This window comes from Burkholderia sp. BDU5 (assembly GCF_001522845.1).
In the GTDB taxonomy this organism is placed as follows: domain Bacteria; phylum Pseudomonadota; class Gammaproteobacteria; order Burkholderiales; family Burkholderiaceae; genus Burkholderia; species Burkholderia mayonis.
Genome location: NZ_LOWC01000160.1, coordinates 29,543 through 47,591 on the forward strand (window position 1 = coordinate 29,543; position 18,049 = coordinate 47,591).

14 protein-coding genes and 2 pseudogenes are annotated in these 18,049 nt (G+C 68.0%); 12 read left to right on the plus strand and 4 right to left on the minus strand.

The features are described 5' to 3' along the window. Positions 1-52 precede the first annotated feature (52 nt). Together WS69_RS26495 and WS69_RS26500 are read left to right on the plus strand one after the other, a co-directional pair. The gene (locus tag WS69_RS26495; RefSeq protein WP_059473616.1) at positions 53-1,249 is read left to right on the plus strand and encodes a 5-(carboxyamino)imidazole ribonucleotide synthase; all 1,197 of its coding nucleotides are present in this window, start codon (positions 53-55) and stop codon (positions 1,247-1,249) included. A gap of 11 nt (positions 1,250-1,260) precedes the next feature. Next, positions 1,261-2,286: an L-threonylcarbamoyladenylate synthase gene (locus WS69_RS26500; RefSeq protein WP_059473617.1), complete on the plus strand. Its 1,026-nt coding sequence runs from the start codon at positions 1,261-1,263 to the stop codon at positions 2,284-2,286. A gap of 215 nt (positions 2,287-2,501) precedes the next feature. Here the strand turns inward: WS69_RS26500 and WS69_RS26505 are convergent, their stop codons facing one another. The 3 genes from WS69_RS26505 to dacB form a co-directional block, all read right to left on the minus strand. Next, positions 2,502-3,635 (minus strand): SGNH/GDSL hydrolase family protein, encoded by a 1,134-nt coding sequence (locus WS69_RS26505; protein ID WP_059473618.1) that lies wholly within the window; start codon positions 3,633-3,635, stop codon positions 2,502-2,504. A gap of 81 nt (positions 3,636-3,716) precedes the next feature. Next, entirely contained in the window at positions 3,717-4,634 is a 918-nt protein-coding gene (locus WS69_RS26510) for a sterol desaturase family protein (RefSeq protein WP_059473619.1), read from the minus strand. A 313-nt stretch (positions 4,635-4,947) separates the two neighbouring features. Further along, on the minus strand, positions 4,948-6,492 hold the full coding sequence (gene dacB / locus WS69_RS26515) for a D-alanyl-D-alanine carboxypeptidase/D-alanyl-D-alanine endopeptidase (RefSeq protein ID WP_059473630.1): 1,545 nt from the start codon (positions 6,490-6,492) through the stop codon (positions 4,948-4,950). A 177-nt stretch (positions 6,493-6,669) separates the two neighbouring features. On the opposite strand from dacB, the gene WS69_RS26520 reads away from it, so the two are divergent. From WS69_RS26520 to WS69_RS26545, 6 genes are all read left to right on the plus strand, one after another. Next, complete coding sequence (locus WS69_RS26520; protein WP_059473629.1) at positions 6,670-7,332, plus strand: response regulator; 663 nt, start codon at positions 6,670-6,672, stop codon at positions 7,330-7,332. Positions 7,333-7,335: 3 nt separating this feature from the next. Beyond that, positions 7,336-8,652 (plus strand): ATP-binding protein, encoded by a 1,317-nt coding sequence (locus tag WS69_RS26525; protein WP_059473620.1) that lies wholly within the window; start codon positions 7,336-7,338, stop codon positions 8,650-8,652. Between the two features lie 232 nt (positions 8,653-8,884). After that, on the plus strand, positions 8,885-10,372 hold the full coding sequence (locus WS69_RS26530; protein WP_059473621.1) for a DegQ family serine endoprotease: 1,488 nt from the start codon (positions 8,885-8,887) through the stop codon (positions 10,370-10,372). Positions 10,373-10,509: 137 nt separating this feature from the next. Next, on the plus strand, positions 10,510-10,932 hold the full coding sequence (locus WS69_RS26535) for a carboxypeptidase-like regulatory domain-containing protein (RefSeq protein WP_059473622.1): 423 nt from the start codon (positions 10,510-10,512) through the stop codon (positions 10,930-10,932). Between the two features lie 128 nt (positions 10,933-11,060). Further along, complete coding sequence (locus WS69_RS26540) at positions 11,061-11,420, plus strand: DUF427 domain-containing protein (RefSeq protein ID WP_059473623.1); 360 nt, start codon at positions 11,061-11,063, stop codon at positions 11,418-11,420. A 27-nt stretch (positions 11,421-11,447) separates the two neighbouring features. Beyond that, positions 11,448-12,176 (plus strand): CoxG family protein, encoded by a 729-nt coding sequence (locus WS69_RS26545; RefSeq protein ID WP_059473624.1) that lies wholly within the window; start codon positions 11,448-11,450, stop codon positions 12,174-12,176. Positions 12,177-12,324: 148 nt separating this feature from the next. Here WS69_RS26545 and bpeR read toward each other — a convergent pair whose 3' ends face one another. Then, positions 12,325-12,960, minus strand: coding sequence for a TetR family transcriptional regulator BpeR (gene bpeR / locus WS69_RS26550; protein WP_059473625.1), 636 nt, complete (start codon positions 12,958-12,960; stop codon positions 12,325-12,327). Between the two features lie 248 nt (positions 12,961-13,208). Between bpeR and WS69_RS35145 the strand changes: the two are divergent. From WS69_RS35145 to WS69_RS32410, 4 genes and pseudogenes are all read left to right on the plus strand, one after another. Next, positions 13,209-13,347 (plus strand): annotated as a pseudogene (locus WS69_RS35145) (chemotaxis protein); the annotation flags it as partial. Positions 13,348-13,366: 19 nt separating this feature from the next. Next, on the plus strand, positions 13,367-14,641 hold the full coding sequence (locus WS69_RS26555; protein ID WP_059473626.1) for an efflux RND transporter periplasmic adaptor subunit: 1,275 nt from the start codon (positions 13,367-13,369) through the stop codon (positions 14,639-14,641). 15 nt (positions 14,642-14,656) lie between these two features. Further along, positions 14,657-17,857: an efflux RND transporter permease BpeB gene (gene bpeB, locus WS69_RS26560; protein ID WP_059473627.1), complete on the plus strand. Its 3,201-nt coding sequence runs from the start codon at positions 14,657-14,659 to the stop codon at positions 17,855-17,857. Between the two features lie 3 nt (positions 17,858-17,860). Further along, a pseudogene (locus WS69_RS32410) lies at positions 17,861-18,049 on the plus strand (multidrug transporter); the annotation flags it as partial.

Sequence of the window (18,049 nt, forward strand, 5' to 3'; positions counted from 1 at the left end):
CGATCGTCCTGACCGCGGCGGGCGCAGCCGCCCGCCGCCACCGACCCTAGACATGACTGCACTCCCCACCCCGATTTCCCCGATCCTGCCGGGCGCCTGGCTCGGCATGGTCGGCGGCGGCCAGCTCGGCCGCATGTTCTGTTTTGCCGCGCAAGCAATGGGCTATCGCGTCGCCGTGCTCGATCCCGATCCGACGAGCCCCGCGGGCGCCGTCGCCGACAAGCATCTGCGCGCCGCGTACGACGACGAGGCCGCGCTCGCCGAGCTCGCGCAAGTGTGCGATGCCGTGTCGACCGAGTTCGAGAACGTGCCCGCCGCGAGCCTCGACTTCCTCGCGCAATCGACGTTCGTCGCGCCCGCCGGCCGCTGCGTCGCGATTGCGCAGGACCGGATCGCCGAGAAGCGCTTCATCGCGGCGTCCGGCGTGCCCGTCGCGCCGCACGTCGCGATCGAATCGGCCGCGCAGCTCGCGGCGCTCGCCGATGCCGAACTCGCCGCGGTGCTGCCCGGCATCCTGAAGACCGCGCGCCTCGGCTACGACGGCAAGGGGCAGGTGCGCGTCGCGACCGTGCAAGACGCACGCGACGCATATGCGTCGCTGGGCGGCGTGCCGTGTGTGCTCGAAAAGCGCCTGCCGCTCAAGTACGAGGTGTCGGCGCTGGTCGCGCGTGGCGCGAACGGCGCGTCTGCCGTATTCCCGCTCGCGCAAAACACGCATCACGGCGGCATTCTGTCGCTGACCGTCGTGCCCGCGCCTGCGGCGAGCGACGCGCTCATGCGCGAAGCGCAGCAGGCGGCCGTGCGGATTGCCGATTCGCTCGATTACGTCGGCGTGCTGTGCGTCGAGTTCTTCGTGCTCGAAGACGGCTCGCTCGTCGCGAACGAAATGGCGCCGCGGCCGCACAACTCCGGCCACTACACGGTCGACGCGTGCGAGACGAGCCAGTTCGAGCAGCAGGTCCGCGCGATGACACGGCTGCCGCTCGGCAGCACGCGCCAGCATTCGCCCGCCGCGATGCTCAACGTGCTCGGCGACGTGTGGTTCGCGAACGGCGCGTCGAGCGAATCCGTCACGCCGCCGTGGGACCAGGTCGCCGCGATGCCGACCGCGCGGCTGCATCTGTACGGCAAGGAGGAGGCGCGCGTCAGCCGCAAGATGGGTCACGTGAACTTCACCGCGGCGACGCTCGACGATGCGGTCGCGGGCGCGACCGCATGTGCGCGGCTCCTGCGCATTCCGCTCGACTGACGGGACGCACGATGTCGAACGATCGACCGTTCCCGACCGCCGCGCAAATCGACGAAGCAGCCGCGCTGCTCGACGCGGGCGAGCTCGTCGCGTTTCCGACCGAGACCGTCTACGGCCTCGGCGGCGATGCGCAGAGCCCGGCCGCCGTCGCGCGGATCTACGCGGCGAAAGGGCGTCCGGCGAACCATCCGGTGATCGTCCACCTCGCGCCGGGCAGCGATCCCGGCTATTGGGTCGATGAACTGCCCGTCGATGCAAAGAAGCTGATCGACGCGTTCTGGCCGGGCCCGCTCACGCTGATCTTGAAGCGCGCAGCGCACATTCCGGACGCGGTGAGCGGCGGGCAGGACTCGGTTGGGCTGCGCTGCCCGTCGCATCCGGTCGCGCAGGCGCTGTTGCGCGCGTTCGACGCGCGCCGCGGCGGGCATGGCGGCGTCGCCGCACCGTCCGCGAACCGCTTCGGCCACGTGAGCCCGACGACCGCGCAGCACGTGCGCGACGAGTTCGGCGATTCCGTCCACGTGCTCGACGGCGGCGCGTCCGATGTCGGAATCGAGTCGACGATCCTCGATCTGTCGCGCGGCTTTCCGGCGCTGCTGCGCCCCGGCCGCGTGACGCCGCAGCAGATCGCCGACGTGCTCGGCGTTGCGCCGCGTCTGCCCGACGGCGGCGATGCGACCGCACCGCGCGCGTCCGGCACGCTGAAGGCGCATTACGCGCCGCGCACGCCGCTCGCGCTCGCGCCGTTCGAGCGGCTCGAGCGGTTCCTGTCCGCCGCGCGCGACGCGGGCGAGCGGGTCGCGCTCGTCGCGCGCGCGTCGCGCGCCGGCGCGTGGGCGCACGCGGACGGCGTGCATTTCGTCGCGGCGCCCGAGGATCCGCAGGTCTACGCGCGCGAGCTCTACGGGCTGTTGCGCGCGCTCGATCGCGCGCAGGTCGCGCGCATCCTCGTCGAGAAGCTGCCGGATACGGTCGAATGGATCGCGGTGAACGATCGGCTCGGCCGCGCGGCGGCCGCGTTCGAAGCGCACGAATGAGCGTCGCGCGTTCGGGCGGTTGACAGGCGGAAACCACGCGGCTTCGTTACGCTGTGGTCGCCGAAGTGCCGAATCATTCAAAAACACCCGATTCCGATGAGAAACGCCCGGTTCGCATCACGCGAACCGGGCGTTTTCGTTCGAAGCGCGGATCGTCGTCGAGCCGCGAGCCGCGAGCCGCGAGCGCGGCGAACCCGAGCCCGCCGCCCGCCGGCTTACTTGCCGACGCCCGTCTTCGCGATCTGCTGCTCGACGTACTGCGCGAACAGCGCGTGCAGATGCGTCGTCGGGTGGACCGTATCGGCGAACATATAGGTTTGGTCGGCGTTCGCGACCGTGTACATCTGCGGCGAGCAGAACAGCGACGAGCCGAACGCGGTCGGGTTCGACACGCCCGACTTCGTCGCAGCGGCGATCATCGATTGCAGATTGCATGCAGTGCCCGAGTTCGACACCGAGAAGCCGTTCGCCTGGTAGTTCGCGGTGATGCCGTCCTGCCACGTGAACGCGTCGATCAGCACGGCCTTCGTCGGATCGACGTTGAGCGCCTTCAGCGCCGCGGCGAGCGTGCTGTTGAAGACCGTCGAAAGCTGCGTGAGCGCGGCCTGCTGGCCCGTCGACACCGCGAGCGGCGTGCCGCCGATATCCGGGACGTTCGACACGAACACGTGCGTCGCGCCCGCGGCGACGATCTGCTGGACGATCCCCGCGAGCTGCTGCGCGGCAAGGCCGATCTGCTGCGCAGCGGCGAGCTGCGCGGCCGGCGTGTTGCCCGACGCCTGCGCGACCTGCACCTGATAGAAGATGTCGTTTGCGCCGCCGTTGATCAGCACGATCTGGTTCGCGTTGAAGCTGCCGTGCTGCTGCAGGTATTGCTGGACCTGCGTCGCGACGGGCACGGTCGTCGCTTGCGCGTAGTCGGCATTCGCCACGCTCGGATCGGCGTGGCCGATGCCCGGCTGCTGCGTGACGCGCGAGCCGCCCTGCGCGTAGCCCAGGCCGCCCGCCGCTTGCAGCGGCACGCCGAAACCGCCTTCGAACGCGGGCGTGAGCGTGCCGCCGTAATACGTGGCGATGTCCTGCGTCCACACCTGGCCCGGGTTCGTCGTGAAGCGGCCGCCGCCGAAGCCGATCAGGATTTGCGGCGAGTAGGTGCCGGTGTCCGACAGGCTGTCGCCGAACGACACGACCTGCATGTTCACGCCGGCGCTCGGCTGCGACGAGCCATTGTCGCCGCCGCCGCACGCGGCGAGGATGGCGAACGCGGCGCTCGCGAGCGCGACTTGCGCGCCGCGCCACAGGCGGCGTGCGGTGCGGGTGGGTTGTTGTTGTCGTTGCAGCTGATTCATGCGAGTCTCTCCTCGTAGATATGCTTGTGTTGCATGGCCTGCGCCGCGGCTTGGCGCGATGGTTGTGAATCCGTGTCCTCGTTATCGTTCGCGCGGCGCGGCGGCGAGCGCGGGCGGCTCGTGCGGCTGCGCGCGCGCGTTCGCAACCCGAGCATGATAAGCGCTCGCCCATTCGGGCGGACCGAAAACCGCTCGCAGCTTGTTGCGCCAGCCTTCGACGCCGAACGCGTCGGCCGCCATCGACCACCATTCGTGGAACGTCGCGACGAGCGGGTTGTTCGAGTCGAGCGGCTCGACGATCCCGTATACGGGCGGATCGCGCGGGTCCTCTTCGACGAAGCTGCCGAACAGGCGGTCCCAGATCACGAGCACGCCTGCGTAGTTGCGGTCGATGTAACGCGGATTGCGCGCGTGGTGTGCGCGGTGGATCGACGGCGTGTTCAGCACGTACTCGAGCCAGCCGAGCTTCGGGATCGTCTGCGTGTGGACGAAGAACTGGAATGCGAGGTTGATGAGCACGATGCCGACGATCTGCTGCGGCGGAAAGCCGAGGAACGCGAGCGGCAGCCAGAACGCCCACATGCCGGCGATCGGATACATCAGGCTTTGCCGCATCGCGGTAGAGAAATTCAGGCGTTCGGACGAATGGTGAACGACGTGCGCGGCCCACAGCCAGCGCACGCGATGGCTGCAGCGGTGGAACACGTAGTAGAGCAGGTCCTGCGCGACGAACAGCACGGCGAACGACACCCACGTGTTGTCCCACGTGAAGAGCCGGAAATGCGTGTAGCAGTACGCATAGATCGGAATCACGAAGATCCACGCGACCTTGTCCGCGCCCTGGTGCATCAGCGCGAGCGCCGCGTTGCACAGCGTGTCGCGCAGGTTGTAGACGCGTTCGCCGGGGCGCGTGCGCGCGAGGTGCCACGCTTCCCAGCCGATGCAGAACAGAAAGACGGGCGCGAGCGCGAGCAGAAGCAATTCGACGTTGAATTGCATGAGTGTCTCCCTCTTGTTGTGGTGCGAGCGATGCGGCGCATGCGGCGTGCGGGGCGCGTGCCTGGCTCGGTGACGTCAATTGCAGCTAAAAGGGTACGCAATCGGCGTACCGGGCGCGAGAGCGTTTCGTAGAGGGAGTCTTCGACGGGTGGGGGCGTGGGACGGCGGGCGAGGCCGCCGCGTTGCGACGGTGGGCGAAAACGCACGGTTGCGAGCGGCCTGCGGGGGCGACCGGGAAACGGCGAGGGAAACGGTTCCGGCCGGCTCGCGGCGGCGCGCCACGCGTGCCGCCGCGATTCGGGCGCCGATCAGATCAGCGCGGCCCCTCGTACACCCATTCGAGCAGTGCGTCGTGCGCGGCGCGCGCGGCCGACGCGCGATCATCGTTGATGAAGCTGACGACCACATAGCTCGACCCGTCCGCCGACGCGACGTAACCCGCGATCGCGCGCACGTCGCGCAGCGTGCCCGTCTTGATGTGCGCGTTGCCGCCGACGGGCGCGTTCGTCAGCCGGTTCTTCATCGTGCCGTCGACGCCCGCGACCGGCAGCGAATCGACGAACGCCTGCGCGACGGGGCTCGCGTTCGCCGCCTGCAGCATGTCGGCGAGCGACAGCGCGCTCACGCGCTCGTCGCGCGACAGCCCGGAGCCGTTCTCGAGCGCGAGCCCTTCGGTCGGCAGCCCGCTGTGAGCGAGAAACGCGCGGATCGTATCCGCCGATTGCGCGGGCGTCGCGGGCGGCCGGTGCTCGACCGCGCCGATCGTGAGGAACAGGTTGCGCGCCATCACGTTGTTGCTGAATTTGTTGATATCGTGCACGACGCTCGACAGCACAGGGCCATGGTGCGCCGCAACGAGCCGCGCGCGTCCCGGCACCTTGCCTTCGGCGACCGTGCCGGAGAATGCGCCGCCCGTCTGGCGCCACAGCGCGAGGAAGCCGCGCGCGAAGAACGCGGAGTGATTCAGCACGGCGAGATTGGTCGTCGTCGGGCCGCAGCGCAGCGGGTAGTCCCCGGCAAACGACGCGGTGAGGTCGCCGTTCGCGTCGGTCATGAGCGCGGGCCGCGCGGCCGCCGCCGCGGCGCCGCACGAGCCCGCGCCTTCGACGAGCTGGTTGTCGACGTTCAGGTTCGCGAGCGGCGGCACGACGTCGATCGCGACCGCGCCGTTGTCGGTCGGCGTCACCGTGAACGACAGCGCCTTGAACGCGTAGAGGAGCGGGTCGGGGCCGACGTTGTACGGCGCGGTGGCGTCGTCGTCGAGCGGCGGCAGGTCGCGCGTCTCGGGCGCGAAGAAGGTCTTGTCGAGCACGAGCGCGCCGTCGACGTTGACGATGCCCGCGCGGCGGATCTTGTTGACGAGATCGATCAGTTCCTCCGGCACGAGCTTCGGATCGCCCGTGCCCTTCACGTACAGCGTGCCGTGCAGCGTGCCGTTCTCGTCGACGGCGCCGTCCGCGTATGCGCTCGTGCGCCAGCGATAGTCGGCGCCGAGCATCGACAGCCCGGTGTAGGTCGTGACGAGCTTCATCGTCGATGCGGGTTGCATCGGCCGGCTCGCGTTCCACGCGACGACGGGCGTCCGGTCGCCGATCCGCTCGATGACGACGCTCAGGTTCGACGCCGGCACGCGCGCGCGCTGCAGCGCGGCGAGCACCGACGCCGGCAGCACGTTGTGCGCGGTCGAGACCGCAGCCGGGTAGCGCGGCGGTTTCCTGCGGGCGTCGGCGGGCGCGGCGAACGCGAGCGCGGCGCACGCGGCGATGAGCGCCGCGCAGCGCAGGACGGCGCGCGGCGTGCGGGCGGCGGGGCGTGCCGGACGAGGCGAAGCGGCGATGCTGCGGGCGTTGTGATTCATCGGCGAATACGGAACGGAAGGCGACGTGGGCAATTGACTTGCGCGCGGCGGCGCAAGCCGGACATTGTAGAGAAAATGGCGCGCGCGCAGCGTCGAAATCGGCCGAAGGTCCGCTCGCGCGCGAGGCGGCGCTACAATGTCCGCCATCTCGAACGCATGCGACGGACGCTTTTCAGGATGCGGATATTGCTAGTCGAAGACGATCGGATGATCGCCGAAGGGGTGCGCAAGGCGCTGAAGGCCGACGGCTGCGCGGTCGATTGGGTGCAGGACGGCGAAGCCGCGCTGACCGCGCTGGGCGGCGAGGCGTACGACCTGCTGCTGCTCGATCTCGGGCTGCCGAAGCGCGACGGCATCGACGTGCTGCGCACGCTGCGCGCGCGCGGGCTCGCGCTGCCCGTGCTGATCCTGACCGCGCGCGACGCGGTCGCCGATCGAGTGAGGGGCCTCGACGCGGGTGCGGACGACTATCTCGTCAAGCCGTTCGATCTCGATGAGCTCGCCGCACGGATGCGCGCGCTGATCCGCCGCCAGTCGGGGCGCAGCGAGTCGATGGTCCGCCACGGCGCGCTGACGCTCGATCCGGCGTCGCACCAGGTGACGCTCGACGGCGCGCCCGTCGCGCTGTCCGCGCGCGAATTCGCGCTTCTCGAGGCGCTGCTCGCGCGTCCGGGCGCGGTGCTGTCGAAGAGTCAGCTCGAAGAAAAGATGTATGGCTGGGGCGAGGAGATCGGCAGCAACACCGTCGAAGTCTATATCCACGCGCTGCGCAAGAAGCTCGGCTCGGACCTGATCCGCAACGTCCGGGGCCTCGGCTACATGGTCGTGAAGGAAGCGTAGCGCGTGAGGTCGATTCGCCATCAATTGCTGATCTGGCTGCTCGCGATCGTCGTGGCCGGGGTGGGGCTCGCCGGCTGGATGATCTATCGGCAGGCGCTCGCCGCCGCGAACGAGCTGTTCGACTACCAGTTGCAGCAGATCGCGGCCGCGCTGCCGTCCGAACCGTTCTCGCAGGTGCTCGGCTCGCAGACGAACGGCGACGAAGGGATCGTGATCCAGATCTGGAACCGTAACGGCGTGCTGATGTACTTCTCGCATCCGCGCGCGCCGCTCGCGCCCCGCGCCGAGCTCGGCTTCTCGACCGAGCGCACCGAGCGCGGCGCATGGCGCGTGTACGGCGCGATCGTCGGCGACAACGTCGTGCAGCTCGCGCAGCCGCTGTCGGTGCGCAACCGGCTCGCCGCGAGCGTCGCGCTGCGCACGCTGTGGCCGCTCATCGTGCTGCTGCCGTTCCTCGGCGCGGCCGTCTGGATGATCGTCGGGCGCGGGCTCGCGCCGCTGCAGCGCGTGACCCGCGCGGTCGAGGCGCGCCGGCCCGAGGCGCTCGATCCGCTGCCCGACTGGCCGTTGCCGCTCGAAGTGCGTCCGCTCGTGCGCGCGCTGAATGGGCTGCTCGCGCGGCTGTCCGCCGCGCTCGACACGCAAAAGGCGTTCGTCGCGGATGCCGCGCACGAACTGCGCACGCCGCTCGCGGCCGTGCAGATCCAGGCGCAGCTCGTCGCGCGCGCGCAGGACGATGCGTCGCGGCGCGAGGCGATCGTCGATCTGCAGAGCGGCGTCACGCGTGCGACGCGTCTCGCCGAACAACTGCTCGCGCTCGCGCGCGCTGAACCGGGCGACTCGACGGTGCGCGAGCGCGTCGATCTGCGCGCGATCGTCGAGGAATGCGTCGCCTCGCATGCGCCGATCGCGCAGCGGCGCAACATCGATCTCGGCTTCGAGGAAGTCGAGGACGCGGCCGTGGTCGCCGATCCCGCCGCGCTGCGCGTGATGTTCAACAATCTGCTCGACAATGCCGTGAAGTACACGCCGGCGGGCGGGCGCATCGACGTGTCGCTCTCGCGCGGCGACGGCGCGCGCGCCTGCGTGCAGATCGGCGACAGCGGCCCCGGCATTCCGGCGGGCGAGCGCGAGCGCGTGTTCGATCGCTTCTACCGCGATACGTCCGCGCGGGCGCGCACCGACGTGTCGGGCAGCGGCCTCGGTCTCGCGATCGTCAAGCGGGTGGCCGCGCAGCAGCGCGCGACCGTGACGCTCGGCGAAGCGCCGGCGGGCGGGCTCCTCGTCAGCGTCGCGCTGCCGTGCGCGGCCGAAGCGTGACGGTCGTGCCGGATGCGTGACGAGGCCCATCATTCGCCTCATTGCTTGCCGCTGCGCGCGGCGTTGCCGTGGCGCGGCCGCTGTCCGGCCGATCCGCGCGCCGGGCTCGCCGTGCCCGACGCGGGCCTCGGATTTGCTCCGTTTTCGTCCGTTTAATGGCTCCTGAAACCGATTAAGCCTGCTTTAAGACAGGGGCGCTACGCTTCGAACCGTTAGACGAGGAGAACGATCGATGACTACCCGAATCCTTGCGCGTGGCGCAGTTGCCGTGGCCGTCGCCGCGGCGTTGTCGGCGGGGTATGTGGCGGGCACCCGTCATGCGGAGCCGCCGCAGATCATCACGCCGGCCGTCGCCGCGCTGATGCCGGCCGAAGCGGCCGCGAAGACCGGCATTCCCGACTTTTCCGGGCTGGTCGAGACCTACGGGCCAGCCGTCGTGAACATCAGCGCGAAGCACGTCGTGCCGCGCACCGCGCCGCGCCGCGCGGCGCCGCAGTTGCCGATCGACCCGGACGATCCGTTCTACCAGTTCTTCCGACATTTCTACGGACAGATGCCGGGGATGGGCGGCGGCCAGCAGCAGCCGGATGACCAGCCGAGCACGAGCCTCGGCTCCGGATTCATCATCAGCCCGGACGGGTATATCCTGACTAACGCGCACGTGATCGACGGTGCGAACGTCGTCACCGTGAAGCTCACCGACAAGCGCGAGTACAAGGCGAAGGTCGTCGGCGTCGACAAGCAGTCGGACGTCGCGGTGCTGAAGATCGATGCGTCGAGCCTGCCGACCGTGAAGATCGGCGATCCGGCGCAAAGCAAGGTCGGCCAGTGGGTCGTCGCGATCGGCTCGCCGTACGGGTTCGACAACACGGTCACGTCGGGCATCATCAGCGCAAAGTCGCGCGCGCTGCCCGACGAGAACTACACGCCGTTCATCCAGACCGACGTGCCGGTGAACCCAGGCAACTCGGGCGGTCCGCTCTTCAACCTGAACGGCGAGGTGATCGGCATCAACTCGATGATCTACTCGCAGACGGGCGGCTTCCAGGGGCTGTCGTTCGCGATCCCGATCAACGAGGCGATGAAGGTGAAGGACGAGCTCGTGAAGACGGGCCACGTGAGCCGCGGCCGGCTCGGCGTCGCCGTGCAGGGGCTCAACCAGACGCTCGCGAGCTCGTTCGGTCTGCAAAAGCCCGACGGCGCGCTCGTCAGCTCGGTCGATCCGAAGGGGCCGGCCGCGAAGGCGGGGCTGCAGCCGGGCGACGTGATCCTGTCGGTCGACGGTGTGCCCGTGCAGGATTCGACGACGCTGCCCGCGCAGATCGCGAGCATGAAGCCCGGAACGAAGGCCGATCTGCAGGTTTGGCGCGACAAGTCGAAGAAGACCGTGTCGGTGACACTCGCGTCGCTGACCGACGGCCAGGCGAAGGTGGGCGTCGACGAGCCCGTCGAGCAAGGGCGTCTCGGCGTCGCGGTGCGGCCGCTTTCGCCGCGCGAGCGCAACGGCTCGTCGCTCACGCACGGCCTCGTCGTCCAGCAGTCGACGGGTCCCGCCGCGAGCGCGGGCATTCAGCCGGGCGACGTGATCCTCGCGGTGAATGGCCGGCCGGTCACGAGCGCGGAACAATTGCGCGATGCGGTCAAGCGCGCGGGCAACAGCCTTGCGCTGCTGATCCAGCGCGACGACGCCCAGATCTTCGTGCCGGTCGATCTGGGCTGAGCCGGGGTCGATCCCGGCGTGGCGGGCGGGCCGGCTCGGCGGCTTGGCGGCTGCCTCCCGCCGCTTGCCGTCGTCCGTCGCCGCCGGTCGTCCATACCGACCTCCGTTATCCGGCGGACAGATTCAAGGAGCGAATCATGCGACAGCCAACCGTTTCCAAGTACCTGATTGCGGCGGCGCTGGCCTTCGGCCTCGCGGGTGCCGCGCGTGCGCAGCCCGGCTTGCCGGACGTGCAGCAGCAAGGCGACGTCAGCTTCGTGTCGGGCGGGGTGGGGCAGGACGAATCCACCGCGTTCCGGCGTGGCGAAAGCAGTTGGCCGCTCGCGCTGCGTTTCACGGGCGCGGGCGGCGAGTATCTCGCCGATGTCCACGTGTCCGTGCTCGATGCGCACGGCGGCGAAGTGCTGAAGACCGATGCGCGCGGCCCCTACATGCTCGTCAAGCTGCAGCCGGGGCGCTACACCGTGCATGCGAGCTACAACGGCAATGAGCAAACCCATGCGGTCACGGTGCCGGCGAAGGGCGGCGTGAAGGCGGCGTTCTCGTGGAAGGCGCAGTGACCCCGCTGCGACGATGACGCCGCGCAATTTGCGGCGGTTTGGCCGATAATGCAACTATAAGCGGCGTTTCGCCGCGGCCATGCTTATTTCCGGCCGGCGCGTGCGCGCGGTGGCCGTAGGGGAAACCGATGTCCGACGCCGCAGGTCATCGCATCGAAATCGAGCAGAATCGTCATCGCGTTCGCGTGATCCACCAGGGGATCACCTATGCCGATTCGCAAGCCGCCTATACGCTGAAGGAATCGGGCCTGCCCCACGTCCAATATCTGCCGCGCGGCGACGTCAACATGTCGCGGCTCACGCCGTCCGACCACGTGACGTATTGCGAGCAAAAGGGGCAGGCGACCTATTTTCATCTGCATACCGAAGAAGGCGTCATTGAGAACGCCGCGTGGAGTTACGAGGCGCCGCTGAAGGTCGCGGACGCGATCCGGCAATATGTCGCGTTCGATGCCGCGTGCGTCGACCGCATCGACGTGACGTCCTGACGCGGCAGTTCATCGGGGGAGGCGATCATGGAACTGAACGACGCGTTGTTCATCCCGCTCGCGCCGTCCGTCGTCCGGGACGCGCTGCAGGATCTCGCGCTCGTGCGCGCGAGCCTCGATCATTGCGAGTCGTTTTCGCGGCTGGCGCGCGGCGAGTACGCACTCGCGCTGACGGTGCCGCTCGGCCCGTTGCGCGCGCATTACGACGTGCGCGCGCACGTCGTCAGCGAGCGCAGCGACGAACCGGAGCACACGAGACGCACGCTGAACTTCCGGGCCCGCGCAGACGGCATCGGCGCGCTGCGCGGGCAGATCGACGTCGTGCTCGCGCCGGCCGACGACGCAACGGACGCGGGCCGCGGCGTCCCCGCGACGCGCGTCGAATACGCGGTGTGGGCGACGGCGTCCGGCCCGCTCGCCGAACTGCCGGGCCGCCAGATCCAGAACGCGCTGCACGAGCTCGCGGACGATTTCTTCACCGAGTTCTGCGCGGTCGTGCAGGCGAAGCACGGGCTTGCGCCGAACCGCGCGCGAGATGGCGCGCCGCAGCGGCATCATGTGTTCCTGCGGCCCGCGGGATTCAAGGGCGTCGCGCGCCGCGCCCACGCGCAGCACCTGGGCGGCGCGCTGACCGGGCGCGCGGCGAGCGCGCTCCACCATCGCGAATCGAACCCGGTGCCGTTGTGGGCGTGGGCCGCGATGATCGTCTTCGTCGCGCTGCTGCTCTATGCGGCGCGCTGGTTCAACGGCGGCTGAGCCGCGCGGCTTTTGCCGCGATGCCGCTTGCCGGGCACGGCGCCTCGCCCGGCAAGCCGTATCGTGGACTTTCCGATTTCCCTTCCGATTCGCCGCTGAATAGCGGCCGTTCATCGTGGTGCGGGCTCGATCCGGGCGCGCGGCCGCCTCAGTCGTCTTTGCGCATCGCGGGGCTCGTGCGCAGCATGTCGAAGCAGCCGTCTACGAGCTTTTCCGCGTGCCGCTCCGCATCGATCTCGCCCGGCAGCATCAGCATGTCGCGCACGAAGCCGCTGACGAGCGTATGCAGCATCAGCGTCGCGCGCCACGTATCGAGATCCGCCGGCAACTGGCCGTTCGCGACGCCTTGTGCGAGATCCGCTTCGATGTTGCGCAGCGCGTCGCGCATCCCTTCGCGGTTGCGCTGCAGGAGCGGTCCCATGTCCGCGACATACTCGCACTTCATGAACAGGATGCTGAACACGCGCCGCAGTTGCGGATCGCGTGCGACGCCGAGCAGGCACCAGATCAGGATTTCGCGGATCCGGCCGAGCGGATCGGCGTGCGGCGCGTCCGTGCTGGCTTTCAGCTCGTCGATCGGCAAGAGCACGCGGTCGAACATCGCGTCGAAGAGTTCGCTCTTGCTCGCGAAGTGCCAATAGATCGCGCCGCGCGTGACGCCCGCGTGCTGGGCAATGTCGGCGAGCGACGTGTGCGACACGCCTTTTTCGAAGAAGACGTGCTCGGCGGCGTCGAGGATGCGGTCGCGCGTCGCGAGCGCTTCCTCCTTCGTGCGTCTGGCCATTCAGGAGCTCATCGTATGCAAGGTCGAGGTCATTGCGTGAATAATAAGGGTTGCATCATGAGCGCCGCACGTGGGTCGCCCCGTTCGACCTGCTGTAAACCTTGGTAATGTGTAAGAAATTGTGCAGTGCATGAAGGACTTTTACATACATTCGTGAATGTATATACAATGCCAGCTTACGGCCGAATGGCCTTCGAGGCAATCAGTTAATATCCGTCTCTGCTGATTTCCCTCCTCATTGTTGTTCCGCGCGTAGCGCGCGGCGGCATCCCGGCACGGCAGTCGCGTGCCGCCGTTGTATCCGCAGTCAAGCAATTCAGTTGTCCGATCCGCGCCGCAAGGCGCGTTCGTGTTGTGTCCTCGAGGGCCGGCACTTATTTCATCTAGTTACAAACGAGGTCGCTCCATGCGCGTCGAACGGGTTCCATACCGCTTAATCACTGTCGCGACGGCTGCCGTTTTCCTGGCCGCGTGCGGAAAAAAAGAATCGGCTCCGCCCCCTCAAACGCCGGAAGTCGGCGTCGTCACCGTCCAGCCGCAATCCGTGCCGGTCGTCTCCGAACTGCCGGGCCGCACGAGCGCGTACCTCGTCGCGCAGGTGCGGGCGCGGGTCGACGGCATCGTGCTGCGGCGCGAGTTCACGGAAGGCAGCGACGTCAAGGCCGGCCAGCGTCTCTACAAGATCGACCCCGCGCCGTACATCGCGTCGTTGAACAGCGCGAAGGCGACGCTCGCGAAGGCGCAGGCGAACCTCGCGACGCAGAACGCGCTCGTCGCGCGCTACAAGGTGCTCGTGGCCGCGAACGCGGTCAGCAAGCAGCAATACGACGACGCGGTCGCCGCGCAAGGGCAGGCGTCCGCCGACGTCGCGTCCGGCAAGGCCGCGGTCGAGACCGCGCAGATCAACCTCGGCTACACCGACGTGGTGTCGCCGATCTCGGGCCGCGTCGGCATCTCGCAGGTCACGCCGGGCGCTTACGTGCAGGCGAGCCAGGCGACGCTGATGTCGACCGTCCAGCAGCTCGATCCGGTGTACGTCGACCTCACGCAGTCGAGCCTCGAGGGCCTCAAGCTGCGTCAGGACATCCAGAGCGGGCGCATCAAGACGGAAGGTCCGGGCGCGGCGAAGGTCACGCTGATCCTCGAAGACGGCAAGCCGTATTCGGAGCCGGGCAAGCTGCAGTTCAGCGACGTGACGGTCGACCAGACGACGGGCTCGGTCACGATCCGTGCGATTTTCCCGAACAAGCAGCGCGTGCTGCTGCCGGGCATGTTCGTGCGCGCGCGCATCGAAGAGGGTGTCAACGACAACGCGTTCCTCGTCCCGCAAATCGGCGTCACGCACGATCCGAAGGGCCAGGCGATCTCGATGATCGTCGACGCGAAGGGCAAGGTCGAGCCGCGCGTCCTCACGACGAGCGGCATGCAAGGCCAGTACTGGGTCATCGAAGGCGGCCTGCAGGCGGGCGACCGCGTGATCGTGCAGGGCATCGACAAGGTGCGTCCGGGCATGACGGTGAAGACCGCCGCTGCGCAACTGCCGGCCGCGGCCAACGCGTCGTCGGGGGCGTCGCCCGCCGGCGCCGCGCCGGCTCAGGCCGCGGCAGCGAGCGCGGCCGCATCGGGCGCCGCGCCGTCGAGCACGGCCGCGAGTGCCGCCGCAGCGTCGAGCGCGCAATAACAGGGGGCCTGTTTCATGGCAAAGTTTTTTATCGATCGCCCGATCTTCGCATGGGTGATCGCCATCATCCTGATGCTGGCCGGTATCGCGGCGATCTTCACGCTGCCGATCGCCCAGTATCCGACGATCGCGCCTCCGTCGATCCAGATCACCGCGAACTATCCGGGCGCTTCGGCGAAGACCGTGGAAGACACGGTCACGCAGGTGATCGAGCAGCAGATGAGCGGTCTCGACAACTTCCTGTACATGTCGTCGACGAGTGACGATTCGGGCAACGCGACGATCACGATCACGTTCTCGCCGGGTACGAACCCGGACATCGCGCAGGTCCAGGTGCAGAACAAGCTGTCGCTCGCAACGCCGATCCTGCCGCAGGTGGTTCAGCAGCTCGGCCTGTCGGTGACGAAGTCGAGCAGCAGCTTCTTGCTCGTGCTCGCCTTCAACTCCGAAGACGGCAGCATGAACAAGTACGACCTGGCGAACTACGTCGCGTCGCACGTGAAGGACCCGATCAGCCGGATCAACGGCGTCGGCACCGTCACGCTGTTCGGCTCGCAGTACGCGATGCGGATCTGGCTCGATCCGACGAAGCTGACGAACTACGGGCTCACGCCCGTCGACGTGACGACCGCGATCACCGCGCAGAACGTGCAGATCGCGGGCGGCCAGCTGGGCGGCACGCCCGCCGTGCCGGGCACCGTGCTGCAGGCGACGATCACCGAGGCGACGCTTTTGCAGACGCCCGAGCAGTTCGGCAACATCCTGCTGAAGGTGAATCAGGACGGCTCGCAGGTGCGCCTGAAGGATGTCGCGCAGATCGGCCTCGGCGGCGAAACGTATAACTTCGACACGAAGTACAACGGCCAGCCGACCGCGGCGCTGGGCATCCAGCTCGCGACGAACGCGAACGCGCTCGCGACCGCGAAGGCGGTGCGCGCGAAGATCGACGAGCTGTCGAAGTACTTCCCGCACGGCCTCGTCGTCAAGTATCCGTACGACACGACGCCGTTCGTGCGCCTGTCGATCGAAGAAGTGGTGAAGACGCTGCTCGAGGGTATCGTCCTCGTGTTCCTCGTGATGTATCTGTTCCTGCAGAACCTGCGGGCGACGATCATCCCGACGATCGCGGTGCCGGTCGTGCTGCTCGGCACGTTCGCGATCATGTCGATGGTCGGCTTCTCGATCAACGTGCTGTCGATGTTCGGATTGGTGCTCGCGATCGGTCTGCTGGTGGACGACGCGATCGTCGTGGTCGAGAACGTCGAGCGGGTGATGGCGGAAGAGGGCTTGCCGCCGAAGGAAGCGACGCGCAAGGCGATGGGCCAGATCACGGGTGCGCTCGTCGGCGTCGCGCTCGTGCTGTCGGCGGTGTTCGTGCCGGTCGCGTTCTCCGGCGGTTCGGTCGGCGCGATCTATCGTCAGTTCTCGCTGACGATCGTGTCGGCGATGGTGCTGTCCGTGCTCGTCGCGTTGATTCTGACGCCGGCGTTGTGCGCGACGATCCTCAAGCCGATCCCGCAAGGGCACCACGAGGAGAAGACGGGCTTCTTCGGCTGGTTCAACCGGAACTTCAATGCGAGCCGCGACAAGTATCACGTGGGCGTTCACCATGTGATCAAGCGCTCGGGCCGTTGGCTCATCATCTATCTCGCGGTGATCGTCGCGGTCGGCCTGCTGTTCGTGCGTCTGCCGAAGTCGTTCCTGCCCGACGAAGACCAGGGTCTCATGTTCGTGATCGTCCAGACGCCGTCGGGCTCGACGCAGGAGACGACCGAGCGCACGCTCGCCAACATCTCCGACTACCTGCTGACGAAGGAAAAGGACATCGTCGAATCCGCGTTCACGGTGAACGGCTTCAGCTTCGCGGGCCGCGGCCAGAACTCGGGTCTCGTGTTCGTCAAGCTGAAGGACTATTCGCAGCGGCAGAGCTCGGACCAGAAGGTGCAGGCGCTGATCGGCCGGATGTTCGGGCGCTACGCGGGCTACAAGGACGCGCTCGTGATTCCGTTCAACCCGCCGTCGATTCCTGAGCTCGGCACGGCAGCCGGCTTCGACTTCGAGCTGACCGACAACGCGGGTCTCGGCCACGATGCGCTGATGGCGGCGCGCAACCAGTTGCTCGGAATGGCGGCGAAGGATGCGACGCTGCGAGGCGTGCGTCCGAACGGCCTGAACGATACGCCGCAGTACAAGGTCGACATCGATCGCGAGAAGGCGAACGCGCTTGGCGTGACGCCGTCGGCCATCGACCAGACGTTCTCGATCGCCTGGGCGTCGAGCTACGTGAACAACTTCCTCGACACCGACGGCCGGATCAAGAAGGTGTACGTGCAGGCGGATGCGCCGTTCCGCATGACGCCGGACGACATGAACATCTGGTACGTGCGCAACGGTTCGGGCGGGATGGTGCCGTTCTCGGCGTTCTCGACCGGCCACTGGACCTACGGTTCGCCGAAGCTCGAGCGCTACAACGGCATTTCGGCGATGGAAATCCAGGGCCAGGCCGCGCCGGGCAAGAGTACCGGCCAGGCGATGACGGCGATGGAATCGCTCGCGAAAAAGCTGCCGAACGGCATCGGCTATTCGTGGACGGGGCTGTCGTTCCAGGAAATCCAGTCGGGTTCGCAGGCGCCGATCCTGTATGCGATCTCGATCCTCGTCGTGTTCCTGTGTCTCGCGGCGCTGTACGAGAGCTGGTCGATTCCGTTCTCGGTGATCATGGTCGTGCCGCTCGGCGTGATCGGCGCGCTGCTCGCCGCGACGCTGCGCGGGCTCGAGAACGACGTGTTCTTCCAGGTCGGTCTGTTGACGACCGTCGGTCTGTCCGCGAAGAACGCGATTCTGATCGTCGAATTCGCGCGCGAGCTGCAGCAGTCGGAGAAGATGGGGCCGATCGAGGCGGCGCTCGAAGCGGCGCGGCTGCGGTTGCGTCCGATTCTGATGACGTCGCTCGCGTTCATTCTCGGCGTGCTGCCGCTCGCGATCAGCAACGGCGCCGGCTCGGCGAGCCAGCACGCGATCGGCACCGGCGTGATCGGCGGGATGATCACCGCGACGTTCCTTGCGATCTTCATGATCCCGATGTTCTTCGTGAAGGTGCGGGCGGTGTTCAGCGGCGAGAAGGAAGATGCCGACGAAGCACTGCGCCTCGCGCATGAGCACATGCATCGTGACGAAAAGCCGGAGCACGGCGACGACGCTGGCAAGAAGGAATAAGTGATGAAGCGAAAACATGCTTTGACTGCACTCGCAGTCGCACTGCTCGCGACGGGCTGCACGCTCGCGCCGCGCTACGAGCGTCCGGCCGCGCCCGTGTCGGGCGCGTTCCCGACCGACGGCGTCTACGCCACGCAGCCGGGCGCCGCGTCCGGCGCGCGCAGCGCGAACGGCCAGGCGGCCGTCGACATC